The organism is Allobosea sp. P1_B10, from assembly GCF_056406735.1.
In genome coordinates this window covers 334,508-353,341 of the sequence record NZ_JBFTZP010000004.1, presented here as the reverse complement: position 1 = coordinate 353,341, position 18,834 = coordinate 334,508, and the positions used below count along the sequence as shown (strand labels likewise).

Annotated in this window: 17 protein-coding genes; 15 read left to right on the top strand and 2 right to left on the bottom strand. The window is 65.7% G+C overall.

The features are described 5' to 3' along the window. Positions 1 to 3: 3 nt before the first annotated feature. Positions 4 to 1,170 carry a GGDEF domain-containing protein gene (locus AC1D2L_RS12290; RefSeq protein WP_476846155.1) on the bottom strand — a complete coding sequence of 389 codons (1,167 nt, stop codon included), beginning with the start codon at positions 1,168 to 1,170 and terminating at the stop codon, positions 4 to 6. 344 nt (positions 1,171 to 1,514) lie between these two features. On the opposite strand from AC1D2L_RS12290, the gene AC1D2L_RS12285 reads away from it, so the two are divergent. From AC1D2L_RS12285 to lpxB, 15 genes are all read left to right on the top strand, one after another. Continuing rightward, the gene (locus AC1D2L_RS12285; protein WP_476846154.1) at positions 1,515 to 1,913 is read left to right on the top strand and encodes a pore-forming ESAT-6 family protein; all 399 of its coding nucleotides are present in this window, start codon (positions 1,515 to 1,517) and stop codon (positions 1,911 to 1,913) included. Between the two features lie 282 nt (positions 1,914 to 2,195). Beyond that, the gene (locus AC1D2L_RS12280; RefSeq protein WP_476846153.1) at positions 2,196 to 3,206 is read left to right on the top strand and encodes a 30S ribosomal protein S2; all 1,011 of its coding nucleotides are present in this window, start codon (positions 2,196 to 2,198) and stop codon (positions 3,204 to 3,206) included. 180 nt (positions 3,207 to 3,386) lie between these two features. Beyond that, positions 3,387 to 4,310, top strand: coding sequence for a translation elongation factor Ts (tsf, locus tag AC1D2L_RS12275; RefSeq protein WP_476846152.1), 924 nt, complete (start codon positions 3,387 to 3,389; stop codon positions 4,308 to 4,310). A gap of 106 nt (positions 4,311 to 4,416) precedes the next feature. Further along, complete coding sequence (pyrH, locus tag AC1D2L_RS12270; protein WP_476846151.1) at positions 4,417 to 5,124, top strand: UMP kinase; 708 nt, start codon at positions 4,417 to 4,419, stop codon at positions 5,122 to 5,124. Positions 5,125 to 5,271: 147 nt separating this feature from the next. Beyond that, on the top strand, positions 5,272 to 5,835 hold the full coding sequence (gene frr / locus AC1D2L_RS12265) for a ribosome recycling factor (RefSeq protein ID WP_476846150.1): 564 nt from the start codon (positions 5,272 to 5,274) through the stop codon (positions 5,833 to 5,835). 65 nt (positions 5,836 to 5,900) lie between these two features. Beyond that, positions 5,901 to 6,692 (top strand): isoprenyl transferase, encoded by a 792-nt coding sequence (locus AC1D2L_RS12260; protein WP_476846149.1) that lies wholly within the window; start codon positions 5,901 to 5,903, stop codon positions 6,690 to 6,692. Then, a complete protein-coding gene (locus AC1D2L_RS12255; RefSeq protein ID WP_476846148.1) occupies positions 6,689 to 7,519 on the top strand; it encodes a phosphatidate cytidylyltransferase in 831 nt (276 codons plus the stop codon). The genes AC1D2L_RS12260 and AC1D2L_RS12255 overlap by 4 nt, the downstream gene beginning before the upstream one ends. A gap of 7 nt (positions 7,520 to 7,526) precedes the next feature. Further along, positions 7,527 to 8,705 (top strand): 1-deoxy-D-xylulose-5-phosphate reductoisomerase, encoded by a 1,179-nt coding sequence (gene dxr / locus AC1D2L_RS12250; RefSeq protein ID WP_476846147.1) that lies wholly within the window; start codon positions 7,527 to 7,529, stop codon positions 8,703 to 8,705. Positions 8,706 to 8,728: 23 nt separating this feature from the next. Further along, positions 8,729 to 9,877, top strand: coding sequence for an RIP metalloprotease RseP (gene rseP / locus AC1D2L_RS12245; protein WP_476846146.1), 1,149 nt, complete (start codon positions 8,729 to 8,731; stop codon positions 9,875 to 9,877). Positions 9,878 to 10,129: 252 nt separating this feature from the next. Then, positions 10,130 to 12,616, top strand: a complete 2,487-nt coding sequence (gene bamA, locus AC1D2L_RS12240; RefSeq protein WP_476846145.1) for an outer membrane protein assembly factor BamA — start codon at positions 10,130 to 10,132, stop codon at positions 12,614 to 12,616. Between the two features lie 41 nt (positions 12,617 to 12,657). Further along, on the top strand, positions 12,658 to 13,719 hold the full coding sequence (gene lpxD / locus AC1D2L_RS12235; RefSeq protein ID WP_476846144.1) for a UDP-3-O-(3-hydroxymyristoyl)glucosamine N-acyltransferase: 1,062 nt from the start codon (positions 12,658 to 12,660) through the stop codon (positions 13,717 to 13,719). A 112-nt stretch (positions 13,720 to 13,831) separates the two neighbouring features. Next, positions 13,832 to 14,290: a 3-hydroxyacyl-ACP dehydratase FabZ gene (gene fabZ / locus AC1D2L_RS12230; protein ID WP_476846143.1), complete on the top strand. Its 459-nt coding sequence runs from the start codon at positions 13,832 to 13,834 to the stop codon at positions 14,288 to 14,290. Positions 14,291 to 14,327: 37 nt separating this feature from the next. Next, positions 14,328 to 15,140: an acyl-ACP--UDP-N-acetylglucosamine O-acyltransferase gene (lpxA, locus tag AC1D2L_RS12225; RefSeq protein WP_476846142.1), complete on the top strand. Its 813-nt coding sequence runs from the start codon at positions 14,328 to 14,330 to the stop codon at positions 15,138 to 15,140. After that, entirely contained in the window at positions 15,137 to 16,000 is an 864-nt protein-coding gene (locus tag AC1D2L_RS12220) for an LpxI family protein (RefSeq protein WP_476846141.1), read from the top strand. Before lpxA ends, AC1D2L_RS12220 begins: the two co-directional genes overlap by 4 nt. After that, entirely contained in the window at positions 15,997 to 17,166 is a 1,170-nt protein-coding gene (gene lpxB, locus AC1D2L_RS12215; RefSeq protein ID WP_476846140.1) for a lipid-A-disaccharide synthase, read from the top strand. Before AC1D2L_RS12220 ends, lpxB begins: the two co-directional genes overlap by 4 nt. 366 nt (positions 17,167 to 17,532) lie before the next feature. Here lpxB and gltA read toward each other — a convergent pair whose 3' ends face one another. Next, positions 17,533 to 18,822 (bottom strand): citrate synthase, encoded by a 1,290-nt coding sequence (gene gltA / locus AC1D2L_RS12210; RefSeq protein WP_476846139.1) that lies wholly within the window; start codon positions 18,820 to 18,822, stop codon positions 17,533 to 17,535. Between the last annotated feature and the right edge of the window lie 12 nt (positions 18,823 to 18,834).

Sequence of the window (18,834 nt, the reverse complement as noted above, 5' to 3'; positions counted from 1 at the left end):
GCGTCACGCCGCCATGGCGCGCGCCTGGACCTGGACCCGGTCACGACCCAGATTCTTTGAGCGGTACAGCGCCACATCTGCGCGCCTCAGCAGGACGTCTAGGCTGTCCGACGTGTCGCCCTCGGTGATGCCGATGCTGAGCGTCGGCCGGATCGCGCGGGCACCGACCTGGGGCAGCGCCCGCTCGAAGGCATCGCGAATGCGGTCAGCGACTACGACGGCATCCGCCGCCCGGTGCTCGGGGAGCACGACCGCGAACTCGTCGCCGCCCTGCCGGGCCAGGATCGCCTCATCGGGCAGGTTGGCCCGGGCGGTGGCTGCAAGCAGGCCCAGGATCTGGTCGCCGGCGGCATGGCCGTAGGTGTCGTTCAGGGTCTTGAAGTGATCGATATCGATCAGGAGCAGGCAAAGCCGGGCGGGCCTGCGGGCCAGCTTCGGTACGAGCCCGGTCATGAAGCGGGCTAGCCCGTTTCGGTTCAGCGCGCGCGTCAGCGGATCGTGCTGGGCCTGGTAGAGCAGGGCGTTGCGGCTGCGCTCCATCGCGAGCAGCAGCAATACATTGCCCCGCAGGATCATGATCGCGATCGCGATCACCGCCAGCCAATGGAATCCGGAGCCCCCGGCGGGAAAGAGCCCGCCTCCCATGCCTCCCCGCATCGCATGAGCGGCGCGAAGCCCGAAAATGAGCGCCGTGGGTGCGAAGAACCCGATCAGGATGATTGCTGACAGCAAGCGTTCCCGGCGGACGAGGCGAACTCCCTCCCGCACAACCGCGATGTCGCAGGCCGCCAGCAAGAGCGACATCAGCGCGACCCGACGCGAAAAGCCTTCAGGCTCGATCCAGGCAGTGAGCAGGATGGCCGGGAGCGCGACCGCCGCGACATAGAACGGCAGGCGCCGGGCGCGTCCGGAAAAGCTTCTTATCCCCATCAACAGGACGAGGCAGCCGATCCACATGACAGTGTTGGCGACTGTGATCGACATGAAGTCGGGGGCCGTGTCCCGGAGGGAGGCGCCGACGACCCCGAGCCCGATCAGCGTGTTGCTCGCGCCCCACCACAGCGGCCAGCGCTCGAACCGGCCGATCAGGTAGGCAACGACCTGCATAAGCCCGAGGATGATGCAGGTGACTGCGCCAACGGCAAAGATCGTCCTCAGGTCCAGGATCACGCGAACTACAGCTTCCAGATCGTTCCGCAGGAGACTGCCGTTGCGTTAGCGCGAAGGGCTTACGATCCGGTTGATACAACCGCGGGCATCTTCGATTCCCACGAGGAAATGCGAGGCGTGCGGCCTTCGGTCGTCTCCACCGGTGGGCGCGGGCACAGGGAACGGCGACCCTCGCCATGACCGCATCGGCATAGGCTGCGCGGCGGATCTTGGTCGGCCGATCGGCCTAACGCCTCGGCTATTGCGGCGGATTGTTTCGCCTGCGCGGCGGCGATAGTCAGTCTTGCAGGGGGAAAGACCAAGCATGAGCGCCATGCTTGAATTGCCAACTTGGGATAGCTGACATGATCTTCGCACCAAAATTGATTTGCGCGACTGCCGCAGTCGCAACTCTACTGGCGTCAGCCTCCGCAACTCTGGCGCAGACCCAGGCCGACCAGCTGAAAATCGCCTATCAGGCTGGCCGCAACCAGCTCGGTCTGATGATCTATTGCAACGACAAGGGCCATATCGGGACCGACGTCGTCGAGATCCAGAAGAAGCTGATGGGGATGATGCCGCCGCCCGCCGACAAGAGCGGTGGCGACGAAGCCGAGGCCCAAGGTAGGAAGGGCATCTTCTCGGCGATGGGCATGTCGCAGGACATCGAGGCCGTGGCCAAGGCGCAGAGCGGCACGCCGGCGACCTTCTGCAAGCAGGTCGGCGACGCGATCAAGCAGGTCGGCGCGGCGCTCCCGAAATAGGATTCGTCCGGGCAACATCCGGATCCCGCGCGAGACGTCGCGCGGGATTTTTTGCAGGCGCGCTCAGGACATCGTGATAAAGAGCCAGGCGCCGGCGCATCCAGAGAGCGTCGCAGCCGAAAAGGCGCATCCTCGCCTTGCAATCTCGCGCCATCCCCTGTATGGCGCAGCCCATCCCACATGGGGTGCATCGCCTCAACTCCGAGGCGTTCCGGTGACTTGGCAGTCTATGCCTCGTTCATTCGCACCCCAGAGGCTAAAACCGGAAGGACGATAGACACCATGGCACTGCCAGACTTCTCCATGCGTCAGCTGCTCGAGGCAGGCGCGCACTTCGGCCACCAGGCTCACCGCTGGAACCCGAAGATGTCGCCCTACATCTTCGGCACCCGCAACAACATCCACATCCTCGACCTCTCGCAGTCGGTGCCGATGCTTTCGCGCGCCCTGCAGGCCGTCAGCGACACCGTCGCCCGCGGTGGCCGCGTGCTGTTCGTCGGCACCAAGCGCCAGGCGCAGGATTCGATCGCCGATGCAGCCAAGCGCTCGGCCCAGTACTATGTGAATTCGCGTTGGCTCGGCGGCATGCTGACCAACTGGAAGACCATCTCCGCCTCGATCCAGCGCCTGCGCAAGGTCGACGAGATGCTGAACGGCGGTGGCACCGGTCTCACCAAGAAGGAGCGCCTGATGCTGGCGCGTGAGCGCGACAAGCTCGAGCGCGCTCTCGGCGGCATCAAGGACATGGGCGGCACGCCCGACATGATCTTCGTGATCGACACCAACAAGGAAGCGCTCGCGATCAAGGAGGCCCAGCGCCTCGGCATCCCGGTCGCAGCGATCATCGACTCGAACTCGGATCCGGATGGCATCACCTTCCCGGTTCCCGCCAATGACGACGCCGGCCGCGCCATCGCTCTCTATTGCGACCTGATCGCCCGCTCGGCGATCGACGGCATCTCCCGCGCTTCGGGCGACCACGGCATCGACATCGGCGCTTCGGAAGCTCCGATGGTCGAAGAGGCCCTGGCTGCCGAGCCGGCCGCCGCCGACACCGGCGTTGCTTTCGAGCTGCTGACCGCCCCGCGCGGCGCGCCGGACGACCTGATGAAGCTCTCGGGCATGGGCCCCGAGCTCGTGCAGAAGCTCAATGATGGCGGCCTGTTCCACTTCTGGCAGTTCGCTTCGATGACCCCTGCCGATGTGACCAAGGTCGACCAGGACCTGAAGCTCGCTGGCCGCATCGAGCGTGACGGCTGGGTTGCCCAGGCGCGCGAACTCGCCGACGCCTGAGGCCAAGCCTCCCCGGACTTGCGACGCGTCATCGGCGCGTCGCAATCCGACTTCTGATTGACGCCGAACAACGCCGACGACCGGAGACGGGAGCGTCGGCGTTTTCCAATGAGGCGTCTGGCATTCCGATCCGCGGCCGGACTTCCGGGTTTGGCCCGCACGACAATAAGGACAGGACAGATGGCAGCGATCACCGCCGCGATGGTGAAGGAACTCCGCGACAAGACCGGCGCGGGCATGATGGATTGCAAGACCGCGCTCAGCGCCGTCGACGGCAACATGGAAGCCGCGATCGATTGGCTGCGCACCAAGGGCCTCGCCAAGGCCGCCAAGAAGGCCGGCCGCATCGCCGCCGAGGGCCTGGTTGCGGTTGCTATCGAAGGCAACAGCGGTGTCGTGATCGAGCTCAACTCCGAGACCGACTTCGTTGCTCGCAATCTTGAATTCCAGGGCCTGGCCCGTGGCATCGCCAATGTCTCGCTCGAGCGTGGCGGCGACGTCGATGCCGTTCTGGCACATCACTATCCGGGCGGCGGCACGGTTGCCGACGCGATCGCCAACGCGATCTCGACCATCGGCGAGAACATGACGCTGCGCCGCACGGCCGAGCTCAAGGTCTCTGCCGGCCTGATCGGTTCCTATGTCCACGGCGCAGTGGCCGACGGCCTCGGCAAGATCGGCGTCATCGTTGCGCTGGAGTCGACGGGCAAGGCTGACGAGCTCGCCGCTCTTGGCCGCCAGCTCGCCATGCATGTCGCCGCGACCAACCCGGTTGCGCTCGACCTGGCCTCGATCGATCCCGAGGTCCTGGCTCGCGAGAAGGCGATCCTGGCCGAGAAGAACGTCGGCAAGCCGGCTCACGTGCTCGAGAAGATCACAGAGAGCGGCCTGAAGAGCTACGCCAAGGAATACTGCCTGCTCGAGCAGTCCTACATCCATGACGGCTCGAAGTCGGTCGGCCAGGTCCTCAAGGAGATCGAGGGCAAGGTCGGCGCTCCTGTCGCGCTGAAGGGCTTTGCGCGCTTCGCACTCGGCGAGGGCATCGAGAAGGAAGAGCAGGATTTCGCAGCGGAAGTTGCTGCGGCCGGCGGCACGACGGGCTGAAAAGCCGGTTGAAGACTGAGAAAAAGGCCGCGCCCAGCGCGGCCTTTTTTGTATGACAGCGGTGAAGGCCAGCGAATCGTGCGCGGCCCAGAGTTGGAGAAAGCTTATGAGACCCAAACGCGTGCTCGTTAAGCTTTCAGGCGAAGCCCTTGCAGGCAAGGCGGGTTCCGGCCTCGACGGCGCGACCCTGACTGCGCTCGCCGCTGATATTTCCCATGCCGCCCGCGAGGGCGTCGAGATCGCCATCGTGGTCGGCGGCGGCAATTTCTTCCGCGGCCTGCAGGGCCTGAACAAGGGCCTCGACCGGCCCAGCGCCGATTCGATCGGCATGCTCGGCACCGTGATGAACGCGCTGGCGCTCGAGCACGCGATCGAGACAGCCGGCGCGCCGGCACGCGCCATGTCGGCCGTGCCGATGCCCTCGCTGTGCGAGAGCTATGCACGGCGCCGTGCGCTCGACCATCTCAGCAACGGCAAGGTCGTGATCCTGGGTGGCGGCACCGGCAACCCCTACTTCACCACCGATACCGGCGCGGCGCTTCGCGCGGCCGAGCTGGACTGCAGCCATCTGCTCAAGGCGACCCAGGTCGACGGCGTATACACCGCCGATCCCAAGACGGATCCGACCGCGACGCGCTACGATACGCTGACCCATGCGGAGGCGATCCGGCGCGACCTGAAGGTCATGGATACCGCTGCCTTCGCGCTGGCCCGCGACGCCGGCCTGACCATCGTGGTGTTCTCGATTGCCGAAACGGGCGCGCTCGCATCGGTGCTGCGCGGCGAGGGCAGGGCGACCTATGTGACGCCGTAGCGCGGGCGCTGTATGATGATCTCTTGACCCTGCGCGGACCCACCGCCATGGTCGCGCCGGTTTCGTGTTACCCCGGCCGTGGCATCTCTGCTGCGGTGTCGGTTCCCACAGTTCCGCACGATGCTCTAGTGCAAGGTCTTGAAGACGATGGCCCAGACGACATTCGACCTCAACGATGTGAAGCGCCGCATGCAAGGCGCGCTCCAGTCCTTCAAGGGCGACCTCGCCTCGCTGCGCAGCGGGCGGGCCTCCGCCAACATGCTCGACCCCATCCAGGTCGAGGCCTATGGCGCGCGCACGCCGCTGAGCCAGCTCGCTACCGTGAGCGTTCCCGAGGCGCGGCTGCTCAGCGTCCAGGTCTGGGACCGCAGCATGGTCAACGCTGTCGACAAGGCGATCCGTGAATCCGACCTGGGCCTCAACCCGCAGACGGAAGGGCAGGTGCTACGCATCCGCATTCCCGAGCTGAACGAGCAGCGCCGCAAGGAAATGGTCAAGGTCGCGCATAAATACGCCGAGGAATCGAAGGTCGCGGTGCGCCATGTCCGCCGCGACGGCATCGACGTGATCAAGAAGCTCGAGAAGGACGGCGACTTCACGAAGGACGACGTGACGCGCCAGACCGACCTCGTGCAGAAGGCGACCGACCAGCACATCCTTGAGATCGACCAGGCACTGGCCGCCAAGGAAAAGGAAATCCTGCAGGTTTGAGCCGCCGCTCAGGCGGGATATCCTATGCGGCGCCCCATCGGCGCGGCGCCTAACGAGGCACGCACATGTCAGCAGACCAGTGTCAGGGGGAGCGCGCGGCCCAATCCGCGGAGGCCTCGGCACCCGGGGCCGCTCCAACCCATGTCGCCATCATCATGGATGGAAACGGGCGCTGGGCGCAGATGCGCGGCTTCCCACGGCAGGAAGGACACCGGCGCGGACTCGAGGCATTGCGCCGCACGGTCCGGAATGCGTCGGACCTCGGCATTCGAATCCTGACGCTTTACAGTTTCTCGACCGAGAACTGGCGCCGGCCGCAGGCCGAAGTGTCTTTCCTGATGAGCCTGCTGAAGCGCTTCGTCGAGAAGGACCTGTCCGAGCTCAATGCCTCGGGCATCAAGGTGCGCATCATCGGCGGACGTGACGACCTGGCGCCCGACCTGCGCCGCCTCGTCGAGCACGCCGAGGCTATGACCCGCGACAACACAGGCATGACCCTGGTCGTCGCCTTCAACTATGGTTCGCGCGACGAGATCATCCGCGCCACGCGAGGGCTTGCGGCCGAAGTCGCGGCCGGCCGCATCGCGGCTGACGAGATCGACGAGCGGCTGCTGTCGTCGAGGCTCGATACAGCCGACATGCCCGATCCCGAACTGGTCATCCGGACCTCGGGCGAGACACGGATTTCGAACTTCCTGCTGTGGCAGGCCGCCTATGCGGAATTCATCTTCGCGCCCGTGCTGTGGCCGGATTTCGACCGCGCTGCTCTCGAGGCCGCGCTGGCCGAGTATCATCGCCGCGATCGACGCTTCGGCGGCGTTTCGACATCGGCTGACCGGACAGTGGGGGCAGCGTGAATGACACGCCTGCCGATGCGCCCAAGGGCGGCCCGGGCGAGCTGAGGCTCAGGGTCTTTTCGGCGCTGGTTCTGGCGGCCGGCGTTCTGCTGACGACATTCTGGGGCGGCTGGCCGTTCAGCCTGGTCTGGACGCTCGTTGCCGGTCTGGTAGCGTATGAGTGGTTGTCGATCGTCTCCTGCCGCAATGCGATCGCGGGCGGGGTCGGAGTGGTCCTGGCGGGCTTCGCCCTGAGCTTCTCGCCGGCAAGCCCGGCCGCGATTGCCGGCGTCGCGGCGCTGGCTGCGCTGCTCGGTGCCGTGTTCACGCCGTTGGTGCGAGACAAGCTGGCGCTCGAGATGTGCGGCGTCGCCTATGCGCTCGTCTTCGCGCTGGTCACGCCGGCGCTGCGAGCGGTGCCCGACCTCGGTTTCGCGATCATCATCTGGAGCTTCGCCGTCGTCTGGCTCACCGACATCGCCGCCTATTTCACAGGCCGGAGCCTGGGCGGGCCCAAGTTGATGCCGCGCTTCAGCCCGAAGAAGACCTGGTCGGGTGCGATCGGCGGGGCCACCGCCGGCACGCTCGGGGGCTATGCCGTCTGGGCCCTGACGCCGCAGGCGTGGGCCGCGGTCGGCCCGGCCTTCGTCATCGTCGCCTCCTTTGCCGGCTCGGTCGTCAGCCAGGCGGGCGACCTCTTCGAATCGGCGATCAAGCGCCGGTTCGGCACCAAGGATTCCAGCCGCCTGATTCCCGGCCATGGCGGCTTCCTCGATCGTCTCGATGGCTATTGGGCCGTATTGGTTCTGGCTGGCCTTGCCTTCTTCGTGATCGCCGCCGGGCGTTGAGAGAGTGATGCTTCGTACTGTTACCCTGCTGGGCGCGACCGGCTCGATCGGCCGTTCGACGCGCGATGTGATTGCCGAGAACCCCGATCGGCTCGCGGTGATGGCCGTCGTCGGCGGGCGGGATGCCGCGGCGCTTGCACGCGTCGCCATCGAAACGGGCGCCCGGTTCGCTGCGCTCGCGGACGAGGGCGCCGGCGTTGCGCTGGGCGAAGCCCTGCAGGGCAGCGGCATTTCCCATGGTGCCGGACGCGAGGCGGTGCTCGACGCCGTCGCGATGGACAGCGACATCGTCGTCAGCGCGATCGCGGGGGCGGCCGGGCTGGAGGCGACCTTTGCGGCGCTTTCGCCGGGCCGGGTCATCGCGCTCGCCAACAAGGAGAGCCTGGTCTGCGCCGGCGCAGCCGTGATGGCGCGAGCGAAGGCCGTCGGTGCACGCATTCTGCCGCTCGATTCCGAGCACAACGCACTGCTGCAGGTGCTCGGCTCCGAGCCGATCTCCGCGGTGCGCAGCATGACGCTGACGGCGTCGGGCGGTCCGTTCAGGACCTGGAGCGCGCAGGAGATTGCCAAGGCGCGGCCCGAGCAGGCGCTGGCCCACCCGAATTACGCGATGGGCTCCAAGATCACGATCGACTCGGCCAGCATGATGAACAAGGGGCTGGAACTGATCGAGGCCGGCTTCCTGTTCGGGCTCGGCCCCGACCAGCTTGAGGTGCTGGTCCATCCGCAGCAGATCGTGCACGGGCTCGTCAGCTTTCGCGACGGCTCTGTCAGTGCCGGCATGGCGTTGCCGGATATGCGCGTCGCTGCGGCCCATTGCCTCGGCATCGATGGTCGCCTCGACGCTCCCGCGGAGCGGCTTCTCGACCTGGCCCTGACGGCTCCGCTTGTCTTCGAGCGCCCCGACCTCCAGCGCTTCCCGGCGCTGCGCCATGCGATCTCGGCCTTGCGGCAGGGCGGGGCCATGCCTGCGATCCTGAATGCCGCCAACGAGATCGCTGTGGCGGCCTATCTGGCCGGCGAAATTCCGTTCCCCGGCATCGCCGCGCTCGTCGAGGCGGTCTGCGCCCAGTCGGGGTCGAGCGCGGAGGCGGCCACCGACGTCGCCGAGGCGCTGGCTATTGACCAAGATGCGAGAAAGCGGGCTCGCCTGCTCTTGTCGCAAGGCCGGTTCGCTGTCACCTAAGGGCGACAGACCGGGAGACTTTTATGGAATTTGCAGCGACTATCTGGAATGCGGGCTCGTTCCTGCTCGGCTATCTGCTGCCGTTCCTGTTCGTCCTGACCCTGGTCGTGTTCATCCACGAGCTCGGTCATTTTCTTGTCGGCCGCTGGTGCGGCGTCGATGTTAAGGTGTTCTCGATCGGCTTCGGCCGCGAGATTTACGGTTTCTATGACAAGCGCGGCACGCGCTGGCGGCTCGCCCTGATCCCGCTCGGCGGCTATGTGAAGTTCGCCGGTGACGCCGACGGCGCCAGCACGCCCGATCTCTCCGAGGTCGCGCGCATGGCGCCCGAGGAGCGCGCGCGTTCGTTCCCGGCCAAGCCTGTCGCCGCACGTGCCGCCATCGTTGCGGCCGGGCCGATCGCCAATTTCCTCCTCGCGATCTTCATCTTCGCCGCCACCGTGTTCGTCTTCGGCAAGCCGGTGCTGACGCCGCGCGTCGACCAGATCGTCGCCGGCGGCGCCGCCGAACGTGCCGGGCTGAAGCCCGGGGATCTCGTGCTGGAGATCGACGGCCAGCCGATCACCGGCTTCAACGACATGCAGCGCGCCATCTCCGTGCGCCCGGGCGAGACTGTCTCGCTGACGGTCGAACGCGCTTCGACCATCCTGACCATCCCGGTCACGCCCGCGCTGGTCGAGACCAGCACGCCGCTCGGCAAGCAGAAGATCGGCGTCATCGGCGTTCAGGCCTCGCGCAAGGCGGAGGACTGGAAGACCCAGCACTTCGGACCGGTCGAGTCCCTGCGCAACGGCGTGTCCGAGACCTGGTATGTGGTGGTGCGCACCTACGACTATATCGGCAAGCTGCTGAGCGGACGCGAATCGACCGACCAGTTATCGGGGCCGATCCGGATCGCGCAGGTCTCCGGTCTCGTGGCCTCGAGCGGCGGCTTGCTGGCCCTGATCAATCTCGCCGCCATCCTGTCGGTCTCGATCGGGCTGATGAACCTGTTCCCGGTTCCGATGCTCGATGGCGGGCATTTGATGTTTTATCTTGTCGAAGCCTTGCGAGGCCGTCCGTTAAGCGAGCGCGCACAGGAAATCGGCTTTCGGGTGGGGCTCGGCCTCGTTCTGATGTTGATGCTGTTCGTGACGTGGAATGACATAGTTCACGTTCGCTCGCTGCTCTGACGGCATTTTCCGCGCTGGGGGCGTCACTTTGCGGCAGAATATTGGCGGGGCGCGTGGCCGCTCGGCAACGAGCCGCTTAAAAATAATTTGTTAACGACAATGGCGGTTTGCACCTCGCAGGAAACTTTGTAGAAGCGATTGGACTGCAATGTCTCCGTGCCGCTGCCCTAAGGCAGTGGTCCCCGATCGGGGTGGCGACCTGAGAAAAATGGAATAGGCGACCCGATGACGTCGACCCAAAAGAGCCTTTCTATGAAGACGCGGCTCTCTCGATCAGTCGGACTTTCGGCCATCATGCTGGCCGTTAGCGGTGGCGTGGCGTTTGCGCAGGCCGTGATTGTCCAAGGCAATAGAAGCGTCGATGCGGAGACGATCCGCACCTATGCGGCCGGGCAGAGCGATAGCTCGCCTGAGGCGATCCGCCAGACGCTGATGGCGACCGGCCTGTTCTCGAACGTCCAGGTCAGCCGTCGTGGTTCGCAGACCGTGATCGCGGTGCGCGAGAACGACACGATCAATCGTGTCGCCTTCGAGGGCAATCGCCGTCTCAAGGGCGAGGTGCTCGCCCAGCAGATCGAATCCAAGACCCGCGGCCCGCTGAGCCAGGCGATGATCGATGCCGACGTGCAGCGTCTGCGCGAGGTCTATCGTCGGGCCGGCTACGGTTCCGCAACTGTCAGCGGCCGCATCGCTCCGCTGCCGAACGGCCGCTCGGACGTGGTGTTCACCATCACCGAGGCCGGCAAGACCGGCATCAAGTCGATCAATTTCTCGGGCAACGGCGTCTATTCCTCGTCGCGCCTGCGCAATCTGATGACGTCGACCGAGTCGAACTTCCTCAGCTTCCTCAAGACCTCCGACGTCTACGATCCCGACAGGATCACCTCCGACCTCGAGCTGGTGCGTCGCTTCTATCTGAAGAACGGCTTTGCCGACTTCCAGATCGTCGGCAACACCGCGCGCTTCGACGATGCGCAGGGCGGCTGGGTGATCGACGTCACCGTCGACGAAGGTCCGCAGTATCGCGTCGGTAACGTCGCAGTCGATTCCCAGCTCCGGGATATCGACGGAGCCTCGCTGCAGCGCATGGTCTCTACGTCGGCCGGCGATACCTACAACGCCGAATCCGTCGAGAAGTCTCTGCTCGCGCTGACCACCGAGGTTTCGCGCCGCGGCTACGCCTTCGCCCAGGTTCGTCCCCGTGGTGAACGCGATGCCGCCGGCCGCCTGATCGGCATCACCTACGTGATCGACGAAGGCCCACGCGTCTATGTCGAGCGCATTAACGTGCGCGGCAACACCCGCAGCCGCGACTACGTCGTGCGCCGCGAACTCGATCTCGGTGAAGGCGACGCCTATAACAAGGTGCTGGTCGACCGGGCCGAGCGCCGCCTGAATAACCTCGGCTTCTTCAACAAGGTCCGGATCACCAACGAGCCCGGCTCGGCTCCCGACCGTGTCGTCGTCAACATCGACGTCGAGGACAAGGCCACCGGTTCGTTCTCCATCGCCGGCGGTTACTCGACCTCGGACGGTGTCATCGGCGAAGTCTCGCTGTCGGAGTCCAACTTCCTGGGCCGTGGCCAGTTCGTCCGCATCGCCGGTACACTCGGGCAGCGTACGCAGGGCGTCGACTTCTCCTTCACCGAGCCTTACTTCCTCGGTCATCGGATCGCGGCCGGCTTCGACCTGTTCTCGAAGTTCAGCGACAACTACAACACCGGTCGTTTCGAGAGCCGCGTGAACGGCGGGCAGGTGCGCTTCACCTTCCCGATCACGGAAGAGTTCTCGATCACGCCGCGGTATTCGCTCTACACCACCGAGATCAAGATCCCGAACACGTCGAGCCGGCCGTACAACGACTGCTCGGACCCGCTGTTCGGTGTCACTCCCGGCACTGCCGGCCTGCCCGTCAACCAGTTCTTCAACTGCGTGAACAACGGCGAGGCGACGATCGCGGTCAAGGAAGCTGTGGGCACCACGCTGACCTCCCTGGTCGGCCTGAACTTCAACTACAACTCGCTCGACAACTACCAGAACCCGCGCAACGGCTTCATTGCAGAATTGAAGCCTGAGTTCGCAGGCGTCGGTGGCGACTCGAAGTTCCTCCGCATCGCGGCGGACGCGAAGTACTACCGCGAGATCTTCGACGATGTCGTCGGCTTCGCGCGCCTGCAGGGTGGCCACGTCCAGGCTACCAGCGGCAACCTGCGCATGATCGACCACTACTTCCTCGGACCGACGCTCGTTCGCGGCTTCGCGCCGTCCGGTATCGGCCCGCGCGACGTGCTGAACGATCCGACGGCCAACGCGCTCGGCGGCACCACCTATTTCGGTGGTACCCTCGAGGTGCAGTTCCCGATCTGGGGCCTGCCGCGCGATCTCGGCCTGCGCGGCGCGGTCTTCGCCGACGCCGGTACGCTGTTCAACTACGATGGCGGCTCGAAGAACATCACGACGCCGCAGGCTTGCCCGGCCGGCTCGGAAGCTCGCCAGTTCAACGTCGCGTCTTCGGGTGCACCGTTCGGGCAGAGCAACGTGGCCTGCGTGCGCGACAAGAACGTCGTCCGCTCGTCGGTCGGTGTCAGCCTTCTCTGGCAGTCGCCGCTCGGCCCGATCCGCTTCGACTACGCCTATGCGCTGTCGAAGGACGAGGGCTCGCGGGATCCTGTCACCGGCGTCAAGTATGGCGGCGACCGCCTTCAGGCATTCCGCTTCTCCGGCGGCACCCGCTTCTGACGCAGCGGGGCTTGATCGCCCCGCTCCGGATACAAGGCCACATGTCAGAACCACAATTCTTTCCGGTTGCGACCTCGCTCGATTTGAGCGAGGTCGCTGCCATTTCAGGCGCCACCCTTCCCGAAGGCGTGGATGGCTCGCGTATCGTCACCGGCGCTTCGGCGCTGGAGGCCGCCGGGCCGTCCGACGTGGCGTATATGGACAATCCGAAATACACCGACGCGTTGGCCGCGACGAAAGCGGGCGTCTGCCTGGTATCGTCGCGCTTTGCCGGGCGCGTGCCGGAAGGCACGGTGGCGCTGGTTACTCCGGCGCCCTATCACGGCTTTGCCCGCATTCTCGCGAAGTTCTTTCCCACCGCCCTGCGGCCCGGCTCCATGTTCGGATCCCAGGGCGTCGCGCCGGGCGCGTTCGTCCATGCCACGGCCGTGCTTGAGGCCGGCGTGACCGTTGATCCGGGCGCGGTCATCGGACCCGGCGCCGAGATCGGGGCAGGCACGGTCGTGGGGTCCCATGCCGTCGTCGGGCCGCAGGTCCGGATCGGTCGCGACTGTGCGATCGGCGCCGGAAGCACGCTGCAATCGACCCTGATCGGCAACCGCGTGATCATCCATCCCGGTGTCCGCATCGGGCAGGACGGCTTCGGCTTCGCGATGAGCCCGAAGGGCCATATGAAAGTGCCGCAGATCGGCCGCGTCATCATCCAGGACGACGTCGAGATCGGCGCCAACACCTGCATCGATCGCGGCGCCAGCCGTGACACTGTGATCGGCGAAGGCACCAAGATCGATAACCTCGTCCAGATCGGGCACAACGTCGTCATCGGCCGCCATTGCGTCATCGTCTCGCAGGTCGGCATCGCCGGCTCGACGACGCTGGAGGACTTCGTGGTTCTCGGCGGTCAGGTCGGCCTCGCCGGCCATCTGACGGTCGGCATGGGCGCGCAGGTCGCCGCCCAGAGCGGCGTCGCCGGCGACATTCCGCGCGGTGCGCGCTATGGCGGCTATCCGGCACAGCCGGCCCTGAGCTGGGCTCGCGAGAGCGCGCTGCTCAAGAGCCTTGTCGCCAAGCGGCACAAGGGCGGCGGATCGTCCGAAAGCTGAGACGGCAGGCCGCTGCCCGCCGGACGTGCAGGCTGTTTGCCTTGCGCGGCTGGGCGGTTAGAACGTGAGAAGAGTGCTGGCCATAGGGAGCCGCACGGAAGATGAGGACGCCATGACTGATGCGACGAAAACTCTGGGTGTCGCGGACATCCAGAAAATCATGGCTTGCATCCCTCATCGCTACCCATTTCTGCTGGTTGACCGCGTTGTCGAGATCAATGGCGACGAGAGCGGCATCGGCATCAAGAACGTCACCATGAACGAGCCGCAGTTCACCGGCCATTTTCCGGGGCGGCCGGTGTTTCCCGGCGTGCTGATGATCGAGGCGATGGCCCAGACCGCCGGCGTGCTCGTGGTCAATGCGCGCGGCGACGACCAGGCGGCCGTCAGCACGGTGCTGTTCACCACGATCGACAAGGCCAAGTTCCGCAAGCCGGTGGAGCCGGGCGATCAGCTGCGCTTCCACCTGACCAAGATCACCCGCAAGCGGAACCTGTGGTTCTATCGCGGCGAGGCCAAGGTGGACGGGATACTCGTCGCCGAGGCCGAGCTGTCGGCGATGGTCATCTGAGCCCGGTCGCGATTTCCAAGGTCAGGACAGCCTTTTCATGAGCGCTTCCATCCACGCAATGTCGGTCATCGACCCGAAGGCGCAAATCGGCGAGGGGGTCAAGATCGGCCCGTTCTGCACGGTCGGGCCCGATGTGGTTCTGTCCGATGGCGTAGAGCTGGTCAGCCACGTCGCGATCTCGGGCCACACCACGGTCGGCGCGAGGACGAGCATTTATCCGTTCGCCTCGATCGGCCATCCGCCTCAGGATGTGAAGTATCGCGGCGAGCCGTCGACGTTGACGATCGGCGCCGATTGCAAGATCCGCGAAGGCGTGACGATGAACCCGGGGACCGAAGGCGGTGGCATGAAGACCACCGTCGGCGATCGCTGCTTCTTCCTGGCGAATTCGCATGTCGGGCATGACAGCCATATCGGCAACAATGTCATCTTCTCCAACAACGTCATGTGCGCGGGCCATGTCACGGTCGGGAACTTCGTGATCGTTGGCGGCGGCACCGGCCTGCAGCAGTTCATCCGCGTCGGCGATCACGCCTTCATCGGTGGTGGCGCCGGCGTGTTGAACGATGTGATTCCGTTCGGTCTGGTGCGCGACAACCCGGCCCATCTGGCGGGACTGAACCTCGTCGGACTGCGCCGCCGGGAGTTCTCCCGCGAGCAGATCCATGAGCTCCGCCGCGCCTACAGGCTCATCTTCGCCGACGAGGGAACCCTCGCGGAGCGAGTCGAGGATGTCTCGGCCGAATTCTCCGCGCATCCGCTGATCCAGGAAATCCTCGATTTCATCAGGAGCGGCAACGGCGAGCGGGCCATCTGCGTACCGCGCGACGTCAACGCGCCGGATCGGTGAACGCCGCGACGCTGCAGGACAGCGCGACAGCGGGCGCGCTGGCGATCATCGCCGGGGGCGGCGATTTCCCAGTCGAACTCGCCCGCATCGCGGCCGCGCGAGGCGAGCGCGTCTTCGTGGCGGCTCTCGACGGCGCGGCTGATCCTGCTGCCTTTCCGCAGTCGGACGTCATCGTCTACCGGCTTGGTCAGCTCGGCCGCCTGCTCGACGAGCTGCAACGTCGCAAGATCGGCGAGATCGTCCTGATCGGCTCGCTGCCGCGTCCGAGTTTCGGCGCCTTGCGTCCCGAGGCATCGACGCTGAAATATCTCCCACATTTCGCCAAGGCATTTCGCGGAGGAGACGACCATCTCCTGCGCGGCGTCGTCACGTTCTTTGAGGGCAGGGGGTTTTGCGTGCGCGGACCGTTCGACATTGCGCCGGGTATAACCGCCCCCGTCGGACCGTTGGGGCGCCGGAGCGCCTCCCCGGAACAACTCGAGCTGATTGCGCGCGGATTTGCGCTGCTGTCGGCGATGTCGCCGTTCGACGTCGGGCAGGCGGCGGTCCTGGCCGACCATCGCGTCGTCGCGATCGAGGCGGCGGAAGGAACCGATGCCACGATCAGGCGCGTTGCCGACCTCGTCGCGGCGGGGCGGTTGAAGATCGGCAAGGGCGACGGTGTCCTGGTCAAGGCGCCGAAAGAAGGCCAGGACCTTCGCGTAGACATGCCGGCGATTGGGGCCGAGACGCTCCGTAATGCAGCGCAGGCCGGCTTGTCGGGCATCGCGCTGAAGGCCGGACAGGTTCTGGTCGGCGATCGAGAGAAGCTGGGGCGACTTGCCGACCAGCTCGGCCTGTTCGTCCAGGGTGTCGCGTGAACCGGCCGTTCCGGCTGGCGATCATTGCGGGCGAGGCTTCGGGCGATGCCCTGGCGCGGGCGTTCCTGGTTGCGCTGCGGGAACGCCTTGGCGATCGGCCCCTGGAACTGACGGGTGTTGGTGGCGAGAGCCTGATCGAGCAGGGGCTGGTGCCGCTGTTCGCGCAATCCGATATTGCCGTGATGGGGTTTGGCCCGGTCATCGCACGTCTGCCCTTGCTGCTGCGGCGGATGGAAGATGCGGTGCGCGGCGTCGCGGCGTTCGCGCCGGATCTGCTGCTGACAATCGACGCGCCTGACTTTTCGCTGCGAGTCGCCAAGAAGGTGCGCGCGCGTGCGCCGACTATCCCGATCGCGCATTGGGTCTGCCCAAGCGTCTGGGCCTGGCGTTCTGGTCGCGCGCGCGCAATGGCGCCGCATGTTGACCGCATCCTGGCGCTGCTGCCCTTCGAGCCGGCGGCACTCGAACGCCTGCATGGGCCGCGCACCATCTATGTCGGCCATCCGCTGCTGGAGCGTCTTGCAGACCTCCGGCCCGATGTCGAGGAGGCCCGCGCGCGTGCCGACCTCGCCCGACCGACGGTTCTGGTCCTGCCCGGCAGCCGGCGCTCCGAGATCAACCATCTGATGCCGGTCTTCGGCGAGGCTGTCGCTGGCATCGCGGCTGGAGCGCCGGGCACGCGCTTCCTGCTCCCGGCAGTCAGCCATCTTGCGGGGCTGATTTCACAGGCCGTTGCCTCCTGGCCGGTCAAACCGGAAATCGTGACTGGCGAGCCGGCAAAGCTCGCGGCCTTTCGCAGTGCGCGCGCGGCGCTCGCAGCCTCGGGCACGGTTACGCTCGAGCTCGCTTTGGCCGATGTCCCGACTGTCGCGGCCTATAAGGGCGCGAATTGGGAAGCGGCGATCGCGCGGCGGCTGATCAAGCTGCCGAGCGTGATCCTGCCGAATCTGATCCTGGGACGCAGTGTGGTGCCGGAATTCATCCAGCAGGATGCGACGGCCGAGACGTTGAGCCGCCACGTGCTGGCCTTGCTGCCGGACGGCGATGCACGCCAACGCCAGCTCTCCGGCTTCGACGAGGTCGAGACGATCATGAAGTCAGCCGGGCCCAGCCCCGCGGCGAATGCCGTCGATGCAGCGCTCGCGCTTCTCGGCCCGCAGGCCTGAAGCCTGGGCGTTCTCTCCCCCCTTCATTGCGAGCGTGAGCGAGGCAATCCAGGAGCGGCAGCGCTCGACGTCTCCCTGGATTGCTTCGCTGTGCTCGCAATGACGGGTTAGCGCGCCTCCGAAACGGCATGCCGTGAGATGGACTCGGTGGCCGAGGTTTCGCCGCCTGCCGATCGCGTTGCAACTCCCGTCATTGCGAGCGAAGCGAAGCAATCCAGAAGTTGCAGCGCTCGTCGCCACCTGGATTGCTTCGCTGCGCTCGCAATGACGCGGTAGGTGATCGCAACACGCGCCGGAAACAAAACAGGGCGCGCCGAAGACCGGCGCGCCCTGAACTTCAAGCGATCGCTCGCGGTATCGTCGCGATCAGCGGCGGCCGATCGGGGCGTAGTCGCGCTGCGGCGAGCCGGTGTAGAGCTGGCGCGGACGGCCGATGCGCTGGGACGGATCCTCGATCATCTCCTTCCACTGCGCGATCCAGCCGACGGTGCGCGCGACAGCGAACAGCGCGGTGAACATCGAGGTGGGGAAGCCCATCGCCTTCAGGGTGATGCCCGAATAGAAGTCGATGTTCGGATAGAGCTTCTTCTCAATGAAGTAATCGTCATGCAGGGCGATGCGCTCGAGTTCCATGGCGACGTCGAGCAGCGGGTCGTCCTTGATGCCGAGTTCGGCCAGAACTTCATGCGTGGTCTTCTGCATGATCTTGGCGCGCGGATCGTAGTTCTTGTAGACGCGATGACCGAACCCCATCAGGCGGAAGGGATCGTTCTTGTCCTTCGCCTTGGCGATGAATTTCGGGATGTTGTCGACGCTGCCGATTTCTTCCAGCATCTTAAGCGCAGCTTCGTTGGCGCCGCCATGGGCGGGGCCCCAGAGGCAGGCCGCGCCGGCCGCGATGCAGGCGAACGGGTTGGCGCCCGACGAACCCGCGAGACGAACGGTCGAGGTCGAGGCGTTCTGCTCGTGGTCGGCGTGCAGGATGAAGATTCGGTCGAGCGCGCGCGACAGCACCGGGTTGACCTTGTACTCCTCTGACGGCACGGCAAAGCACATGCGCAGGAAGTTCGAGGTGTAGTCCAGCGAGTTCAGCGGATACACGAAGGGCTGGCCGATCGTGTACTTGTAGGCCATGGCCGCCAGCGTCGGCATCTTCGCGATCATGCGCATCGACGCGACCATGCGCTGGTGCGGATCCGAGATGTCCGTCGAGTCGTGATAGAACGCCGACATTGCGCCGACCGAACCGACCATGACGGCCATCGGGTGCGCGTCGCGGCGGAAGCCCTGGAAGAAGCGGGCCATCTGCTCGTGCACCATGGTGTGGCGCGTCACGCGATAGTCGAAATCGGCCTTCTGCGCGGCGGTCGGAAGTTCGCCCTCGAGCAGGAGATAGCAGGTCTCGAGGAAGTCGCCGTGCTCGGCGAGCTGCTCGATGGGATAGCCGCGATGGAGCAGGACGCCCTTGTCGCCGTCGATATAGGTGATCTGCGACTCACAGCTCGCCGTGGAGGTGAAGCCGGGATCGTAGGTGAACATGCCGGTCTGCGAATAGAGCTTGGCGATGTCGATGACCGAGGGGCCGATGGACCCTTGTTTGATCGCCATGTCGAGCGTCTTGCCGTCGACCTGGAGCTGGCTGCTATTTCCGCTCATCGATACCGATCC